The organism is Bianquea renquensis, assembly GCF_014384895.1.
Lineage (GTDB): Bacteria > Bacillota > Clostridia > Lachnospirales > Bianqueaceae > Bianquea > Bianquea renquensis.
On the sequence record NZ_JACRSQ010000008.1, the window covers coordinates 1 to 16,790 of the forward strand.

General features: G+C 51.0%; 14 protein-coding genes and 1 other annotated feature. Of the genes, 13 read left to right on the forward strand and 1 reads right to left on the reverse strand.

What is annotated here, in order from left to right:
* Window positions 1-141 (reverse strand): helix-turn-helix domain-containing protein (locus tag H8730_RS17575; RefSeq protein WP_249289791.1); only part of this gene is annotated, 141 nt, incomplete at its 3' end.
* A 245-nt stretch (window positions 142-386) separates the two neighbouring features.
* Here H8730_RS17575 and rpmG point away from each other — a divergent pair.
* The 13 genes from rpmG (at window position 387) to tuf (ending at window position 16,698) form a co-directional block, all read left to right on the forward strand.
* Window positions 387-551, forward strand: a complete 165-nt coding sequence (gene rpmG, locus H8730_RS06750) for a 50S ribosomal protein L33 (RefSeq protein WP_283243887.1) — start codon at window positions 387-389, stop codon at window positions 549-551.
* Between the two features lie 53 nt (window positions 552-604).
* Entirely contained in the window at window positions 605-790 is a 186-nt protein-coding gene (gene secE / locus H8730_RS06755) for a preprotein translocase subunit SecE (protein WP_177714826.1), read from the forward strand.
* A 3-nt stretch (window positions 791-793) separates the two neighbouring features.
* Complete coding sequence (gene nusG / locus H8730_RS06760) at window positions 794-1,321, forward strand: transcription termination/antitermination protein NusG (protein WP_177714824.1); 528 nt, start codon at window positions 794-796, stop codon at window positions 1,319-1,321.
* Window positions 1,322-1,351: 30 nt separating this feature from the next.
* On the forward strand, window positions 1,352-1,777 hold the full coding sequence (gene rplK / locus H8730_RS06765) for a 50S ribosomal protein L11 (protein WP_177714822.1): 426 nt from the start codon (window positions 1,352-1,354) through the stop codon (window positions 1,775-1,777).
* Window positions 1,778-1,890: 113 nt separating this feature from the next.
* Complete coding sequence (gene rplA, locus H8730_RS06770) at window positions 1,891-2,586, forward strand: 50S ribosomal protein L1 (protein ID WP_177714820.1); 696 nt, start codon at window positions 1,891-1,893, stop codon at window positions 2,584-2,586.
* Between the two features lie 78 nt (window positions 2,587-2,664).
* Window positions 2,665-2,806, forward strand: a sequence feature (ribosomal protein L10 leader region).
* A gap of 86 nt (window positions 2,807-2,892) precedes the next feature.
* On the forward strand, window positions 2,893-3,432 hold the full coding sequence (gene rplJ / locus H8730_RS06775; RefSeq protein WP_177714818.1) for a 50S ribosomal protein L10: 540 nt from the start codon (window positions 2,893-2,895) through the stop codon (window positions 3,430-3,432).
* A gap of 59 nt (window positions 3,433-3,491) precedes the next feature.
* Window positions 3,492-3,863 carry a 50S ribosomal protein L7/L12 gene (rplL, locus tag H8730_RS06780; protein ID WP_177714816.1) on the forward strand — a complete coding sequence of 124 codons (372 nt, stop codon included), beginning with the start codon at window positions 3,492-3,494 and terminating at the stop codon, window positions 3,861-3,863.
* A gap of 566 nt (window positions 3,864-4,429) precedes the next feature.
* On the forward strand, window positions 4,430-8,308 hold the full coding sequence (rpoB, locus tag H8730_RS06785) for a DNA-directed RNA polymerase subunit beta (protein ID WP_177714814.1): 3,879 nt from the start codon (window positions 4,430-4,432) through the stop codon (window positions 8,306-8,308).
* Window positions 8,309-8,328: 20 nt separating this feature from the next.
* A complete protein-coding gene (gene rpoC / locus H8730_RS06790; protein WP_177714812.1) occupies window positions 8,329-12,012 on the forward strand; it encodes a DNA-directed RNA polymerase subunit beta' in 3,684 nt (1,227 codons plus the stop codon).
* A 218-nt stretch (window positions 12,013-12,230) separates the two neighbouring features.
* Window positions 12,231-12,644 (forward strand): 30S ribosomal protein S12, encoded by a 414-nt coding sequence (gene rpsL, locus H8730_RS06795; protein WP_177714810.1) that lies wholly within the window; start codon window positions 12,231-12,233, stop codon window positions 12,642-12,644.
* Window positions 12,645-12,788: 144 nt separating this feature from the next.
* Window positions 12,789-13,259: a 30S ribosomal protein S7 gene (gene rpsG, locus H8730_RS06800; protein WP_177714808.1), complete on the forward strand. Its 471-nt coding sequence runs from the start codon at window positions 12,789-12,791 to the stop codon at window positions 13,257-13,259.
* Between the two features lie 20 nt (window positions 13,260-13,279).
* A complete protein-coding gene (gene fusA / locus H8730_RS06805) occupies window positions 13,280-15,367 on the forward strand; it encodes an elongation factor G (protein WP_283243890.1) in 2,088 nt (695 codons plus the stop codon).
* Between the two features lie 137 nt (window positions 15,368-15,504).
* Window positions 15,505-16,698 carry an elongation factor Tu gene (gene tuf / locus H8730_RS06810; RefSeq protein ID WP_177714806.1) on the forward strand — a complete coding sequence of 398 codons (1,194 nt, stop codon included), beginning with the start codon at window positions 15,505-15,507 and terminating at the stop codon, window positions 16,696-16,698.
* Window positions 16,699-16,790: the final 92 nt, after the last annotated feature.

Here is a 16,790-nt window from a genome sequence, read left to right on the forward strand (position 1 = left end):
GTAAGAGATGGTGGTGGGGTCTTTCTGGACGAGTTGGGAAATGGCCTTGAAGGTCATGCGCTTTCCGAGGCAGTCCTCAATCACCTTGCGCTCCTCCAAAGTAAGATGTTTGTTTTTTCTTGGGTTCGATTTTTTAGCCATATGTGTGGCCTCCTTTCTGAGAAATAATTTCCCAGATTCAATTCAACCACAAATGACGTATCAAAGTAAATCCCATTTTAAATCCCACTGTGGCACTTACTTTGGGAATTTACATATAAAAAATAAAATCGTAGATTTTCCTCCATCCTATTGACTTTTACGGGCAACTGTGCTAAAGTAAATGAGTAAATCTAAGGGTTCTTTTTTTTTGTGCTTTTTTGCAAGCCCTTGTTTGAAACAAACCAATGGAGGTGGAAGTTGTGCGTACCAGGATTACCTTAGAATGCACAGAGTGTAAACAGCGGAACTATAACACGACGAAAGACAAAAAGACACACCCCGACAGAATGGAAACCAAGAAATACTGCCGTTTCTGTCAGCGCCACACCCTTCACAAAGAAACCCGGTAAGGGTCCGGAGGAAGGGAGCTTTGGATCCCGAGAATGAGGAGGAATAAAGAGCTATGTTCAGCTTAAAAGAGCTTAAGAGCGAGTGGAAGAAGATTGTCTGGCCCGGAAAGAAGGAACTTGCTCAAAAGACGGGCATCGTCATCATCGTGTGCGCTATTTTTACTGCCATTATCAGCGTTTATGACCTGGTTTTCTTCAAGATTCGAACCTTGCTGGAAAATTTATTAATTAAGAAGTAGGGGATGAGCACAGTGGCAGAAGAAGCAAAGTGGTATGTGGTGCACACCTATTCCGGTTATGAAAATAAGGTTAAGGCCAACATCGAGAAGCTGGTCGGCAATCGAGGTATGCAGGATCAGATTTTTGAGGTAGCGGTCCCTCTGGAAGACTGCGTGGAAGATAAGAATGGCAAGCAGGTTGTCGTGCAGAGAAAAGTATTTCCCGGTTATGTGCTGGTCAATATGATTATGAATGACAATACCTGGTATGTCGTGCGCAACACCCGCGGCGTGACAGGGTTTGTGGGGCCAGGTTCCAAACCGGTCGCTTTATCGGAGGAAGAAGTCAACAAGCTCGGTATTCAGCTTCAGAAATCCAAAATCGACGTGGAGCTCGGAGAAACGGTTCAGGTTATCGATGGACCCTTTGAAGGCTCCGTAGGAAATGTAACAGAGATTCTCGAGCCCACAGAAACCGTGATCGTCACGCTGTCCATATTCGGGCGGGAGACTCCGGTGGAGCTGAGCTCAACACAAATCAAAAAGATTTAGTCGTTTCATACTTTGGAGGTGTAACGTAACATGGCAAAGAAAATCACAGGATATATTAAGTTGCAGATCCCGGCTGGCAAAGCGACCCCAGCTCCTCCGGTAGGTCCTGCTCTGGGTCAGCACGGTGTCAATATCCAAGCGTTTACAAAGGAATTCAATGCGAGAACGGCCAATGAAGCGGGCATGATCATCCCCGTCGTCATTACCGTTTATCAGGACAGAAGCTTTACATTTGTCACCAAGACTCCCCCGGCAGCAATGCTGATCAAGAAAGCTTGCAATATCAAGTCCGGTTCCGGAAGCCCGAAGGCGAAGAAGGTCGCTGTTCTGAAGAAGGCGCAGCTGAAGGAAATTGCGGAACTGAAAATGCCGGATCTCAATGCCGCCAGCCTCGAGGCAGCAATGAGCATGATCGCAGGGACGGCCAGAAGCATGGGCGTGACGGTAGAAGAATAGTCGTTTGTAGAAAATACACTCAGAATTGGGACAAGGATGCCGCTGATCCGAATCCCGTGCAACAAAAATTGTGGGAGGGAAACTCCCCGCTACGACCACAAGGAGGTTACGTTATGAAAAGAGGTAAGAAATATCTGGCTGCGGTCAAGGAATATGATAAGGCCGCGCAGTACGCTCCCGCAGAGGCCATCGAGAATGTGTTGAAGATGGCCAGTGCGAAGTTTGATGAGACCGTAGAAGTACACGTGAGATTGGGAGTTGACGGACGTCACGCCGATCAGCAAGTCCGCGGAGCTGTCGTTTTGCCCCATGGAACAGGCAAAACCGTTCGAGTCCTTGTCTTTGCAAAAGGTGACAAGGCCAAGGAAGCGGAGGAAGCTGGCGCTGATTTTGTTGGAGCCGAGGATCTCGTCTCCAAGATCCAGGGCGAAGGCTGGTTTGATTTTGATGTTGTCGTGGCAACTCCGGATATGATGGGCGTTGTAGGACGTCTGGGCCGTGTTCTTGGACCGAAGGGATTGATGCCGAATCCGAAGTCCGGTACCGTGACGATGGATGTAACCCGCGCCATCTCTGAAATCAAAGCTGGTAAGGTTGAGTATCGGCTGGACAAGACGAACATCATACACGTGCCGGTTGGAAAGGTGTCGTTCGGCAAAGACAAGCTGGTCGACAATTTCCGCACTCTGATTGGTGCAATTATAAAAGCGAAGCCATCCGCCGCCAAGGGTCAATACCTGCGCAGCATCTCCATGAGCTCCACCATGGGACCTGGCGTTAAGATCAACCCTCTTCGCGCGGAGGAATAAGGGTGGCGTAGAGCAGAATCAGAAATTTTAGCTTGACACAGGACAGTCTCTTTGGTATAATAGGCAATGTCTTGTGTGATCAATTCAATAAGACAGCCGGAGACAGCAGGTGGCGATGTGCCGTAACAGAGAAGGGCCTGCCGAGGTGAATTGTTTCTTTTGAAGAAGTTTTGTCAAGAGAGTAAAAGCCCTTCCGCGGAAGGGCTTTTGTTATCCTATAGGAAAGTCTTCCGCAAGGCAGACTTTTTATAGCGAGATTCGTCGCGAGAGAGCATCCGGTAGTATCGTTCCAGGAGGTGAATGAAAGTGCCAAAGATCGAAGCAAAGCAGAAGGTTGTCAATGAGATCAAGGAAAAGCTTGAGAGGGCTAGTTCCGTCGTTTTGGTAGACGCCAGAGGGCTGACGGTAGAGCAGGACACGAAAATGCGTAAGGCTCTGCGCGAAGCAGGAGTGGACTACAAGGTCTATAAGAACACGATGGTAAACTTCGCCATCAAGGGAACAGAGTTCGAGGCTCTGGCTCCTCACTTGGAGGGGCCCACGTCCGTAGCAATCAGCTATGACGATGCCACCGCCGCAGCTAGAAATCTGGATTCCTTCGTCAACGATTTTGAACCTTTGGAATTCAAGGCTGGTGTTGTCGATAGCGTGTACTACGATGCATCGAATATCGTCAAGATTGCCAAGATTCCTCCGAGAGAAGAACTTCTCTCCAGACTGTTGGGCAGCTTCAAATCGCCCATGGCTTCCTTTGCCCGCGTGATCAACGAGATCGTCAAGAAAGGCGGAGAGGCAGCGCCCGCAGAAACCCCAGCAGAAGCAGCTGCGGAAGATTCTGCGGAGTAAACCCTTTACGGGGGTAAGCCCCCAATCTAACAGACAAATGACTATGGAGGTGTACTGTAATGGCTAAATTAAGCGTACAGGAGATCATTGACGCCGTCAAAGAACTGACGGTATTAGAATTGAATGAATTAGTAACCGCTGCGGAAGAGGCCTTTGGCGTTTCCGCTGCCGCCGGTGTAATGGTAGCGGCGGGACCGGCTGCCGCTGTTGAGGAGGAGAAGACCGAGTTTGATGTTGAGCTGACCGATGCAGGCGCTCAGAAGATCAAGGTTATCAAGGTCGTCCGCGAAGTGACGGGTCTTGGCTTGAAGGAAGCGAAAGATTTCGTTGAGGCTGTTCCGAAAGTCCTCAAGGAAGCCCTTCCGAAGGAAGAAGCTGACGAGCTGAAGGCGAAGCTGGAAGAGGCTGGCGCCAAAGTTACCATTAAATAATCAACGGAGCAGGAACAGAAAACTCTATGCGGGTGGGTTAAACCATCTGTGTAGAGTTTTTTTTACCTCCAGGAAGCGGACGCAATTTGAGTTCGCGAAGCGAACTTATTTACCTCCAGTAAGCCGCGAAGCGGATAAAATTTGAAGAACCGAAGGTTCTTCCAAAGTTCGCGAAGCGAACTTATTTACCTCCAGCAGAACAGACAAGCAAAAAGAGCGAGAGGAAATAAAATCCTGCTCGCTCTTTCATTTTCGTGACAAAGAAAAAAGAGATATATAGTAAAATAAAGCTCGCAATCAAGCAAAAAGAAGTAGAATCTTCCAAATAAAGGGACAAAACTTCGATAAAACACCTTGACATATGAAGAAAAACATGATAATATTATAAATTGCATCATATTGTCTATTTTTATATTCTCTAATATGATACCATAAACCAAGATAAAAATCAAGATCTATTCAAAAAGTTGTGTAAAGCCTCCAAATCCTGGAAAAAATGGGATAGAAAGGCTTTTCACTGCTGTTTAATATCGGTCTACAAATCTGTCAAGGGGTGAAACGTATTTATGGAAAAAAATCGGATCCATCCGCAGAAATTCGGAAACCGGATTAGGATGACGTACGCCAGAGAAAAGGAAGTTCTCGGCATGCCGAATCTCCTGGATGTTCAAAAGGACTCTTACAAGTGGTTCATCGACGAAGGGCTCAGGGAAGTCTTTGAGGACATCAATCCGATCACGGATTTTAGCGGCAATTTGTCTCTGGAATTTATTGATTTCAATTTGACCGGGGACCCGAAGTACACCATTGAGGAAGCGAAGGAGAGAGACGCCACATATTCAGCGCCGTTGAAAGTCAAAGTCCGACTGACCAACGAGGAGACAAAGGAGAAGCAGGAACATGAGATCTTCATGGGCGACTTCCCTTTGATGACGGAGACAGGAACTTTTATCATTAACGGAGCTGAGCGAGTTATCGTCAGCCAGTTAGTACGCTCCCCCGGCATTTACTATGCAAAGACCATTGACAAGACAGGTAAGCCCCTCTTTTCATCAACTGTGATCCCCAACAGAGGGGCATGGTTAGAATATGAGACGGATTCCAACGATATTTTTTACGTCCGTGTAGACCGGACGCGTAAGATACCGGTAACAGTTCTGATTCGCGCCCTAGGGGTTGGCACTGACTCCGAGATTCTTGAACTGTTCGGAGAGGATCCCAAGCTTTTGGCTACGATTGAGAGAGACAACTCCAAATCCGTTGAGGAAGGGTTAATCGAGATCTATAAGCGCATACGCCCAGGCGAGCCGCCGACGGTGGAGAGCTCACAGAGCCTATTATACTCCATGTTCTACGATAATAAACGGTATAATCTGGCAAGAGTCGGACGCTATAAATTTAACAAAAAACTAGCGCTGCGAAATCGCGTCAATGGCTTGACATTGGCTGAGGATGTGGTGGATGCTTCCACAGGAGAGCTCCTTGCCACCGCCGGCACCAGAATCGACATGTCTCTTGCCGACACGATTCAGAACGCGGGTATCTCCTATATATGGGTTACGAAAGAGGACCAAAAGATTAAGATTCTCAGCAACCTGGCTGTGGATATTCACGCCCATCTGGACCTGACCGAGGAGGAACTTTATGAGGCGGGGATCGGAGAGCTGGTTTACTATCCCGTTCTAGAAGAAATTCTGGATATGCAGCTGGAATGGAATGAGTTGAAGGCGATGTTGAAGAAGGAGTCCTACCGGTTAGTTCCGCGGCATATCACCTTCGAAGACATTATGGCCTCTATCAACTATAATCTCCATTTGGACTACGGGATTGGAAATGTGGACGACATTGACCACCTGGGCAACCGCCGGATTCGCTGCGTAGGAGAGCTTTTGCAGAATCAATTCCGCATTGGACTGGCCCGTTTGGAGCGCGTTGTGCGGGAGCGCATGACGACCCAAGATCTGGAAGTGGTGACGCCCCAGGCGCTTATCAACATTCGCCCCGTTACGGCGGCAGTCAAGGAGTTCTTTGGAAGCTCACAGCTGTCGCAGTTTATGGACCAGAATAACCCGCTGGCTGAGTTGACGCACAAGAGGCGTCTGTCAGCCCTTGGACCGGGCGGCCTCTCCCGTGAACGGGCTGGGTTTGAAGTTCGAGACGTCCATCACTCCCATTATGGAAGAATGTGCCCTATTGAGACGCCAGAAGGTCCCAATATCGGATTGATCAACTCATTGGCCACCTACGCCCGCATCAATAAATATGGATTTATCGAGGCGCCTTACCGAAAGATCGACAAATCAGGCGATGTCCCCGTTGTAACCGATGAAGTTGTCTATATTACAGCGGACGAAGAAGAAAATTACCGCGTTGCCCAGGCCAATGAGGCGCTGGACAGTGAAGGACATTTCAAGAAACAGCGCGTTACAGGGCGTTACCGCGATGACAATATTGAGATGGACGACATGGAGATCGACTTGATGGACGTGTCGCCTAAGCAGGTATTCTCCGTTGCCACGTCCCTGATTCCTTTCCTCGAAAATGACGATGCGAACCGGGCTCTGATGGGTTCCAACATGCAGCGCCAGGCGGTTCCTCTTCTCGTGACGGAAGCGCCTGTCGTGGGAACCGGTATGGAATACAAGTCAGCGGTGGACTCTGGCTCCTGTATCTTAGCTAAACATGCGGGGGTTGTGGAATCCGTGTCCGCTGTGAAAATTGTGATCCGCTGCGACGATGGCACGAAGGACACGTATAAATTGTTAAAGTTTAAAAGGCAAAACCAGAGCACTTGCTTTAACCAGAGACCTCTTGTCCGAAAGGGCCAGCGGGTTGAAGAGGGCGAGGCCATCTCCGATGGGCCGTCAACCGACAACGGCGAGCTTTCTTTGGGAAAGAACGCCCTGATCGGTTTTATGACCTGGGAGGGATATAACTATGAGGACGCAGTTTTGCTGAGTGAGCGGCTTGTGGCGGAGGATGTCTATACGTCTCTTCACATAGAAGAATACGAGACAGAGGCACGGGATACGAAGCTCGGACCGGAGGAGATCACACGGGATATCCCCAATGTGGGCGACGACGCTCTGAAAGATTTGGACGAGCGCGGAATCATCCGCATCGGTGCGGAGGTTCATGCGGGCGATATCCTTGTGGGAAAGGTGACCCCAAAGGGTGAGACGGAACTAACAGCGGAGGAGCGTCTTCTCCGGGCAATATTTGGAGAAAAAGCCAGAGAGGTCCGAGACACGTCCCTGCGGGTTCCCCACGGTGAAGAGGGAATCATCGTGGATATGAAGATCTTCACGAGAGAAAATGGGGATGAGATGTCACCGGGCGTCAATCAGCTGGTTCGCGTGTATATCGCCCATAAGAGAAAGATCTCCGTCGGTGACAAGATGGCTGGACGTCACGGGAATAAGGGTGTCGTATCCAGAATTCTTCCCGTGGAGGATATGCCGTTTCTACCAAATGGCCGACCCCTGGATATCGTTTTGAATCCTCTGGGCGTTCCCTCGCGTATGAATATTGGGCAGGTCCTTGAGGTTCACTTAGGGCTTGCGGCGAAAGCACTCGGCATCCGCATTGCGACTCCTGTCTTTGATGGCGCCAATGAGTTTGACATCATGGATACCCTTGAGATGGCGGATGACTATGTCAATAAGTCCTGGGATGAATTTGTGGATAAGTATCATGATATTCTGCATCCGGACGTCGTCGAATATCTCCATGAGAACTACGATAACAGGGAAGAATGGGCGGGCGTTCCCATCAACCGAAACGGAAAAATTCCCCTTCGAGATGGCCGGACGGGAGAATACTTTGATAATCACGTCACGGTGGGCTATATGTACTATCTAAAATTGCATCACCTGGTTGACGATAAGATCCATGCCCGCTCGACGGGACCGTACTCTCTGGTTACACAGCAGCCGCTGGGTGGAAAAGCGCAGTTCGGCGGTCAGCGCTTCGGAGAGATGGAAGTGTGGGCGTTGGAAGCCTATGGAGCGGCATACACTCTCCAAGAGATTTTGACGGTGAAGTCCGACGACATTGTGGGGCGAGTCAAAACCTACGAGGCCATTGTCAAGGGTGAGAACATTCCGGAGCCCGGTGTGCCAGAATCCTTTAAGGTTCTACTCAAAGAATTGCAGTCTCTGGGGCTGGATATCCGCGTGTTGACGGAAGACGCCCAGGAGGTCGAGATTCAAGAGGATATCGACGATGAGGTACAGGAGCTGAATGTCAACCTGGAAGGCCTGGAAGACGTGGATCATGCACCTGGTTACGCGGGAGGCGACGCCCCGGCGGATGATTTTGATTCGGATTTGGATGATTTGGCATTGGAAGAGCTAGATTTTGAGAATCCAAATTTTGAGGATTCGGGATTCCAGATAGCCGATGCGGATTCGTTGGATGAGTCGCTATTTGAGGATGAAAAATAAGAAAGGGGCGCTGCTTCGCTATGGCTGTAAACACCAGCGATAAATCGATACAATTTGACGCGATCAAAATTGGCCTTGCTTCACCTGAAAAGATCCGCGAGTGGTCCCACGGGGAAGTGAAAAAGCCGGAGACAATCAACTACAGAACATTGAAGCCGGAGCGCGACGGTTTATTCTGTGAGCGCATTTTTGGCCCCAACAAGGACTGGGAATGCCACTGTGGCAAGTATAAGAGAATCCGCTATAAAGGCGTTATCTGTGACCGGTGCGGCGTCGAGGTCACCAAGTCGAAAGTCCGGCGCGAGCGGATGGGACATATTGAGCTGGCGGCTCCCGTATCCCATATCTGGTACTTTAAAGGGATTCCCAGCCGGATGGGACTCATCCTGGATATTCCGCCCCGTGCGCTGGAAAAAGTGCTTTACTTTGCCTCGTACATCGTCCTCGATGCAAAAGATACAGGTCTTGCCCATAAGCAGCTTCTGACGGAGAGAGAATACCGGGAAGCCTATGATAAATATGGAGACGGATTCCGAGCCGGGATGGGGGCGGAGGCGATCAAAGAACTGCTGGAAGCCATCGACCTGGAAAAAGAGACGGCCATGCTGAAGGAAGAGTTGGCCAATACCTCCGGGCAGAAGAGAATCCGAATCATCAAGCGGTTGGAAGTACTGGAGTCTTTCTTGCAATCGGGAAACCGGCCTGAGTGGATGATCCTGGACGCGGTGCCGGTTATTCCTCCGGACCTGCGCCCAATGGTACAGCTGGACGGCGGCCGGTTCGCCACGTCGGACCTGAACGATCTGTACCGCCGGGTCATCAACCGAAATAACCGTCTCCGCCGGCTGCTGAATCTTGGCGCCCCGGATATCATTGTGCGCAATGAAAAGCGGATGCTGCAGGAAGCAGTTGACGCTCTTATTGACAACGGCCGCCGCGGCCGCCCGGTGACGGGACCTGGCAATCGCGCCTTGAAATCCCTGTCCGACATGCTGCGCGGTAAGCAGGGGCGGTTCCGGCAAAATCTACTGGGCAAACGTGTTGACTATTCTGGGCGGTCCGTTATCGTCGTAGGCCCGGAGCTTAAGATCTATCAGTGCGGTCTGCCGAAGGAAATGGCCATCGAATTGTTTAAACCCTTTGTCATGAAGAAGCTGGTCGAAAAAGAGCTGGCCCACAATATCAAGTCGGCGAAGCGGATGGTGGAGCGCCTTCAGTCTGAGGTATGGGACGTACTGGAGGATGTCATCAAAGAACATCCGGTTATGTTAAACCGCGCCCCAACACTGCATCGTCTGGGAATTCAGGCCTTTGAACCGACGCTGGTCGAGGGCAAAGCCATCAAGCTTCATCCCCTGGTCTGTACCGCGTATAACGCAGACTTTGACGGAGACCAGATGGCAGTTCACGTTCCGCTGTCGGTGGAAGCGCAGGCGGAGTGCCGTTTCATGTTGCTATCCACCAACAACCTGTTAAAGCCGTCGGATGGCGCTCCGGTTACGGTTCCGTCCCAGGATATGGTATTAGGGATCTATTATCTCACCATGGAGAGGGAGACGGACAAGGGGAGCGGCCGCATGTTCAAGGATAAGAATGAGGCCATCCTCGCCTACGACAATGGAGAGCTGACCCTGCACGCCCCGGTTACCATCCGCCGGACGATCATGGTAGAGGGAGTCAAAGTCACGGGAATGTTGAAGACCACAGTGGGAAGAATCATTCTGAATGAGCGGATTCCCCAGGATCTGGGCTATGTGGAGCGGGATATCAAGCGGCCGGAGAGTTTCATAGACTATGAGGTCAACTTCCTGGTGGGTAAAAAACAGTTACAGAAGATACTGCAGAAGTGTATCGATGTCCACGGTATCACAGAAACAGCTACGATCCTGGATGATATCAAATCACTGGGATTCCGGTATTCCACGAAGGGCGCGATTACAGTTTCCGTATCGGATATGGTGGTTCCGGAAAAGAAACCGGAATTGATTTCAGCGGCGGAAAAAGAAGTTGAGCGGACGCTGAAAAACTTTAAACGAGGATTCCTCACGGACGAGGAGCGCCATGACCGGATTATCAACATCTGGACAGAGACAATCCGCAAGATTACCGACATGCTGTTGGATGGATTGGGCAAAGACAATAACATCTTTATGATGGTGGATTCCGGAGCCCGAGGATCCAATGACCAGTTGAAACAGTTGGCTGGAATGCGGGGCCTTATGGCGAATCCATCGGGAGACATCATTGAGCTGCCGATCAAGTCCAATTTCCGAGAGGGCCTTGATGTGCTGGAGTACTTTATTTCAGCCCATGGAGCGAGAAAGGGGCTGGCGGATACTGCGCTGCGCACAGCTGACTCTGGATATCTGACCAGACGTCTGGTGGATGTATCCCAGGATATTATCATCCGCGCGGAGGACTGCTGCCACGACCATGAAAAGCCAGAGGGTGTATGGGTAGCGGCCTTTATGGATGGAGATGAGGTTATTGAGCCTCTGGAAGAGAGAATCACGGGCCGTTGGTCCATCGATGAGATTCGCCATCCGGAGACGGGGGAAGTCCTGGTGGAAGAGGACACCATGATCACGGTGCGGCAGGCGCAAAAGATCATTGACGCGGGAATTAAAAAGGTTCACATCCGAAACATGTTGAGCTGTAAACAGAAGTTAGGCGTCTGCGCCAAATGCTACGGCGCCGATATGTCCACCGGCCGCCCTGTCCGTATGGGAGAAGCAGTGGGAATTGTTGCTGCACAGTCCATCGGAGAGCCTGGCACGCAGCTGACCATGCGGACCTTCCACACCGGCGGTATCGCGGGCGATGATATCACCCAAGGTCTTCCCCGTGTGCAGGAGCTCTTTGAAGCCAGAAAACCCCGCGGTCTCGCCATTATTTCTGAGTTTGGCGGCGAGATTACGGAGAACATGACCCGCAAAAAACGGGAAATCGTCGTGACGAACCCGGAGACAAAGGAATCGAAAGCCTACATGATTCCCTACGGCGCACGCCTCAAAGTCAGAGACGGACAGTTTGTGGAAGCGGGTGACGAGTTAACGGAAGGTTCCGTCAATCCCCACGACATTCTAAAGATCAAAGGGCTTGAAGCGGTCCAGGATTATCTGATTCAGGAAGTCCAGCGAGTGTACCGTTTGCAGGGCGTTGATATCAACGACAAGCATGTGGAAATCATCGTGCGGCAGATGCTGAAACGAATCAAAATAGAGGAAAACGGCGGGACCAATCTGCTGCCCGGCAGCCTGGTGGATTACCTGGAATTTGAGGAAAAGAACGCGGAAGCCATAGAAAATGGTTTGGAACCGGCAAAGGGCGAGCGGATTCTGCTGGGAATCACGAAGGCATCCCTGGCGACGGATTCCTTCTTGTCGGCGGCCTCCTTCCAGGAGACAACCAGGGTTTTGACGGAGGCGGCGATCAAGGGCAAGGTCGATCCTCTTGTGGGATTGAAAGAAAATGTCATTATTGGTAAACTGATACCGGCCGGAACAGGAATGAGCCAGTATCAGCGCGCGGAATTTGTCAAGAGCGTCGATGACGCGGACCTATATCCTCCCATCCAGGAGGAGAAGGAACCGGTCAAGCTGCCCGAATTTGATGATGTAGATGACGCCTTTGACGACGAGCTGGCGGATGAACTGGATGAGTATATGGAGGATGATGGGGAGGAATCCGATCTCTTCACGTAATTTGTCAAAATAATCGTTGACAAATGAAACCCATCATGATATACTGGATCAGTATGCGATATGGCTAGACGGATGAAAACCGGAGGATATCCGGTTTTTTTCCAGTAGAGGATTCGGGTGTCAAAAGCGCCTGCGATGCTGTCCGCATGCGATATTTGCGATTTATTGCCGCTGCAACACGACAATGGACGCTCAAAATCTAGACAGGAGGTGCAAGTATGCCTACTTTTAACCAATTGGTAAGAAAGGGAAGACAAGTCGCGGAAAAGAAGTCCACTGCTCCCGCTCTGCAGAAGGGATGGAACTCTTTGCAGAAGAGAAGCACAGATCTCTCCGCTCCCCAGAAACGCGGTGTTTGTACGGCTGTTAAGACGGATACGCCCAAGAAGCCGAACTCGGCTTTGCGCAAGATCGCCCGTGTGCGTTTGAGCAATGGTATTGAAGTGACGGCGTATATTCCGGGTGAGGGCCATAACCTTCAGGAACACAGCGTTGTGCTGATCCGTGGCGGCCGTGTCAAGGATATGCCTGGTGTTCGTTATCATATCGTCCGCGGTACGTTGGATACGGCTGGCGTTGCCAATCGCAAGCAGGCCCGTTCTAAGTACGGTGCCAAGCGCCCGAAGAAATAAGTCTTATCCCTGTTTTCAAAAGTATGTGCTTAGTACCTACGTCCAAACTCATGTTGCAGTGTTTTGATCGAGGCTGTACTTTGCACGACACACAGACGAAGTGAGTACCGATGATTTAATTGATTGATTAAGGAGGGAAGAATCGTGCCTAGAAGAGGACATATCACCAAAAGAGAAGTACTGCCAGATCCTTTATATAACAGCAAGGTTGTGACCAAGTTGGTGAACAACATCATGCTGGATGGTAAAAAGGGAGTTGCGCAGAAAATCGTGTATGGCGCCTTTGACCGGATCGCGGAAAAGACTGGCAAGGATGCTCTTGAGGTTTTCGAAGCAGCGATGAACAATATCATGCCTGTCTTAGAAGTTAAGGCAAGGCGAGTCGGCGGTGCAACCTATCAGGTCCCGATGGAGGTGCGGCCGGAGCGCCGCCAGACATTAGGTCTGCGCTGGTTGACACTGTATGCAAGAAACCGTGGCGAGAAGACCATGGAAGAAAGATTAGCCAATGAGCTTATGGATGCGGCCAACAATACAGGTGCTTCTGTCAAGAAGAAGGAAGATACCCACAAGATGGCGGAGGCCAACAAGGCATTTGCTCATTTCCGCTGGTAGTTTAAGAGGAGGAACAAACATTGCCTAGAGAATATTCGCTCCAGGACACGCGTAATATTGGGATTATGGCGCACATTGACGCCGGTAAGACCACGCTGACGGAACGTATTCTGTTCTATACCGGTAAGACCCATAAGATCGGCGATACCCATGAAGGAACCGCCCAGATGGACTGGATGGAGCAGGAGCAGGAGCGCGGTATCACCATTACGTCCGCTGCGACCACCTGTTTTTGGAAGGAAAACCGCATCAATATCATTGATACGCCGGGACACGTTGATTTTACCGTTGAGGTAGAGCGCTCCCTGCGCGTTTTGGACGGAGCGGTGGGTGTCTTCTGTGCCAAAGGCGGCGTGGAGCCACAGTCTGAAAATGTGTGGCGCCAGGCTGACCAATACCACGTTCCCAGGATGGCCTTCGTCAATAAGATGGACATCATGGGAGCTAACTTTTACAATGCCGTACAGATGATGAAAGACCGTCTGAATGCCAATGCGGTTCCGATTCAGCTGCCGATTGGCAAGGAAGACGAATTTAAGGGCGTCGTTGATTTGATGACCATGAAGGCTTTCATTTACAATGACGACCTCGGCGAAGATATCACAGAAACGGACATTCCGGAGGATATGCAGGAGATGGCGGAAGAGTACCACAATGCCATGATTGAATCCATCTGTGAGACCGATGATGAGCTGATGATGCTCTATCTGGAGGGGGAGGAGATCTCCCTTGACCAGTTGAAAGAGACTCTGCGAAAAGGCGTGTGCAACGTACAGATCATCCCTGTGCTCTGTGGAACAGCCTATCGCAATAAGGGTGTTCAGAAGTTGCTGGACGCGGTTATCGAGTATATGCCCTCTCCGCTGGACATCCCCCCTATCGAGGGAACGCTGCCGGATTCTGAGGCGACAGATGTGCGCCATGCGTCGGATGAAGAGCCGTTTTCGGCTCTGGCGTTCAAGATCATGGTGGACCCCTTTGTCGGGAAGCTGGCCTTCTTCCGGGTTTATTCCGGAACCATCAATTCCGGCTCCTATGTCTTGAACTCGACGAAGAACAAAAAGGAAAGAATCGGTCGAATCCTTCAGATGCACGCCAACAAGAGGCAGGAGCTGGACAAGGTATACTCCGGGGACATCGCAGCGGCCGTCGGCCTGAAGGTGACCACCACAGGCGACACTCTGTGCGATGAACAGCATCCCATCATCCTGGAGTCCATGGTATTCCCGGAACCCGTTATCTCCGTGGCCATCGAGCCAAAAACCAAGGCAGGGCAGGAAAAGATGGGCATTGCGCTGGCGAAGCTGGCTGAGGAGGATCCCACCTTTAAGACCTACACCAATCCTGAGACGGGTCAGACGATCATCTCCGGTATGGGTGAGCTTCACCTGGAGATCATCGTGGACCGTCTCCTGCGTGAGTTCAAGGTGGAGGCCAATGTCGGTGCTCCTCAGGTCGCCTACAAAGAGGCGATCACCAAGGAGGTTGACGTGGAGGGCAAATTCGTCAGACAGTCTGGTGGCCGCGGACAGTATGGTCACTGTAGAGTCCGTTTCTCCCCCACAGACGCCAACGCGGAGAATCTGTATGAGTTCGTCAACGCCATCGTCGGCGGCGCGATTCCAAAGGAATATATTCCCGCAGTCGACAGCGGTATTCAGGAAGCGATGCAGAGTGGAATTTTGGCCGGATATCCGGTTCTTGGTATCAAGGCGGAACTGTACGACGGTTCTTACCACGATGTCGACTCCTCCGAGATGGCCTTCAAGATCGCAGGCTCTATGGCCTTCAAGGAGGCCATGCGCAAAGGCGCTCCGATTTTGCTGGAGCCCATCATGCGCGTGGACGTCACTGTGCCCGAGGATTATATGGGAGACGTCATCGGAGATATCAATTCCCGCCGTGGACGGATTGAGGGGATGGAAGCGGTCAACGGCGCCCAGATCATTCACGGGTTTGTGCCGCTGTCCGATATGTTTGGGTATGCCACAGACCTGCGCTCCAAGACCCAGGGTCGCGGTGTGTACTCGATGTTCTTCGATCACTATGATCCCGTGCCCAAGAGCGTTCAGGAGAAAATTCTGTCGAATAAGGGGAAGGAAGATTGATTCATCGCCCTGCAAGCTAATTCTTTTCATATTTTTTAGAAAAACACTTGCAAAAACCCATGGTTTTCACTATAATGAAACAAGACGCAGTCTATTTGAACCAGTATCGCGAATAATTATTAAGGAGGAATTCAATAATGTCCAAAGCTAAATACGAAAGAACCAAACCCCATGTTAACATTGGCACCATTGGTCACGTTGACCATGGCAAGACCACGTTGACGGCGGCGATCACCTACACGCTCCACCAGAGATTGGGCACCGGCGAAGCGGTCGCTTTTGATAACATCGACAAGGCTCCGGAAGAGAGAGAGCGTGGAATCACGATTTCCACAGCGCACGTTGAGTATGAGACTGAGAAGCGCCACTACGCCCATGTCGACTGCCCCGGCCATGCCGACTACGTTAAGAACATGATCACGGGTGCTGCCCAGATGGACGGTGCCATCCTGGTCGTAGCAGCCACCGATGGCCCTATGGCCCAGACGAGAGAGCACATCCTGCTTTCCCGCCAGGTTGGCGTTCCCTATATCGTCGTTTTCATGAATAAGTGCGATATGGTTGACGATGAAGAACTTCTTGAACTGGTTGAGATGGAGATCCGTGAACTTCTGTCCAGCTATGACTTCCCGGGCGATGACATTCCGGTTATCCAGGGTTCCGCTCTGCAGGCTCTGAATGATCCCACCGGCCCCTGGGGCGACAAGATCATGGAGCTCATGGACGCCGTAGATGAGTATATCCCGGCTCCTGTCAGAGACACCGACAAGCCTTTCCTTATGCCTGTTGAGGATGTATTCTCCATCACCGGTCGCGGTACCGTTGCGACAGGCCGTGTTGAGCGTGGGGTTCTGCATGTATCCGATGAGGTGCAGCTGGTTGGTCTTCACAGCGAGTCCAAGAAGTATGTTGTGACAGGTATCGAAATGTTCCACAAGCTGTTGGATGAGGCCCAAGCCGGCGATAACATCGGTGCGCTTCTCCGCGGTATTCAGAGAACGGAGATCGAGAGAGGGCAGGTTCTGGCGAAGCCCGGTTCCGTTACACCTCACCACAAGATCAAGGGTCAGGTTTACGTTCTGAAGAAGGAAGAGGGCGGACGTCACACTCCGTTCCTGACCAACTATCGTCCTCAGTTCTATTTCAGAACCACCGACGTTACGGGTGTCATCACGCTTCCCGAGGGAGTGGAAATGTGCATGCCTGGCGATAACGTTGAGATGGGCATCGAGCTGATCTACCCCGTCGCGATGGAAAAAGGACTTCGGTTCTCCATCCGTGAAGGCGGACGTACAGTTGGTGCTGGTTCCATCACGGAAATCATTGAATAAGCACAGTAAAAGCTGCCTTTGGAGAGGGGCATATCCTCTCCAAGGGCAGCTTTTTGTCTTATAGGAAAATCCAAAGAACCGAAGAGACTTCC

Coding starts and splice junctions, on each gene's coding strand:
- rpmG (WP_283243887.1), top strand. CDS start 387: ATGGAGGTGGAAGTTGTGCGTACCAGGATTACCTTAGAATGCACAGAG.
- secE (WP_177714826.1), top strand. CDS start 605: ATGTTCAGCTTAAAAGAGCTTAAGAGCGAGTGGAAGAAGATTGTCTGG.
- nusG (WP_177714824.1), top strand. CDS start 794: ATGAGCACAGTGGCAGAAGAAGCAAAGTGGTATGTGGTGCACACCTAT.
- rplK (WP_177714822.1), top strand. CDS start 1,352: ATGGCAAAGAAAATCACAGGATATATTAAGTTGCAGATCCCGGCTGGC.
- rplA (WP_177714820.1), top strand. CDS start 1,891: ATGAAAAGAGGTAAGAAATATCTGGCTGCGGTCAAGGAATATGATAAG.
- rplL (WP_177714816.1), top strand. CDS start 3,492: ATGGCTAAATTAAGCGTACAGGAGATCATTGACGCCGTCAAAGAACTG.
- rpoB (WP_177714814.1), top strand. CDS start 4,430: ATGGAAAAAAATCGGATCCATCCGCAGAAATTCGGAAACCGGATTAGG.
- rpoC (WP_177714812.1), top strand. CDS start 8,329: ATGGCTGTAAACACCAGCGATAAATCGATACAATTTGACGCGATCAAA.
- rpsL (WP_177714810.1), top strand. CDS start 12,231: ATGCCTACTTTTAACCAATTGGTAAGAAAGGGAAGACAAGTCGCGGAA.
- tuf (WP_177714806.1), top strand. CDS start 15,505: ATGTCCAAAGCTAAATACGAAAGAACCAAACCCCATGTTAACATTGGC.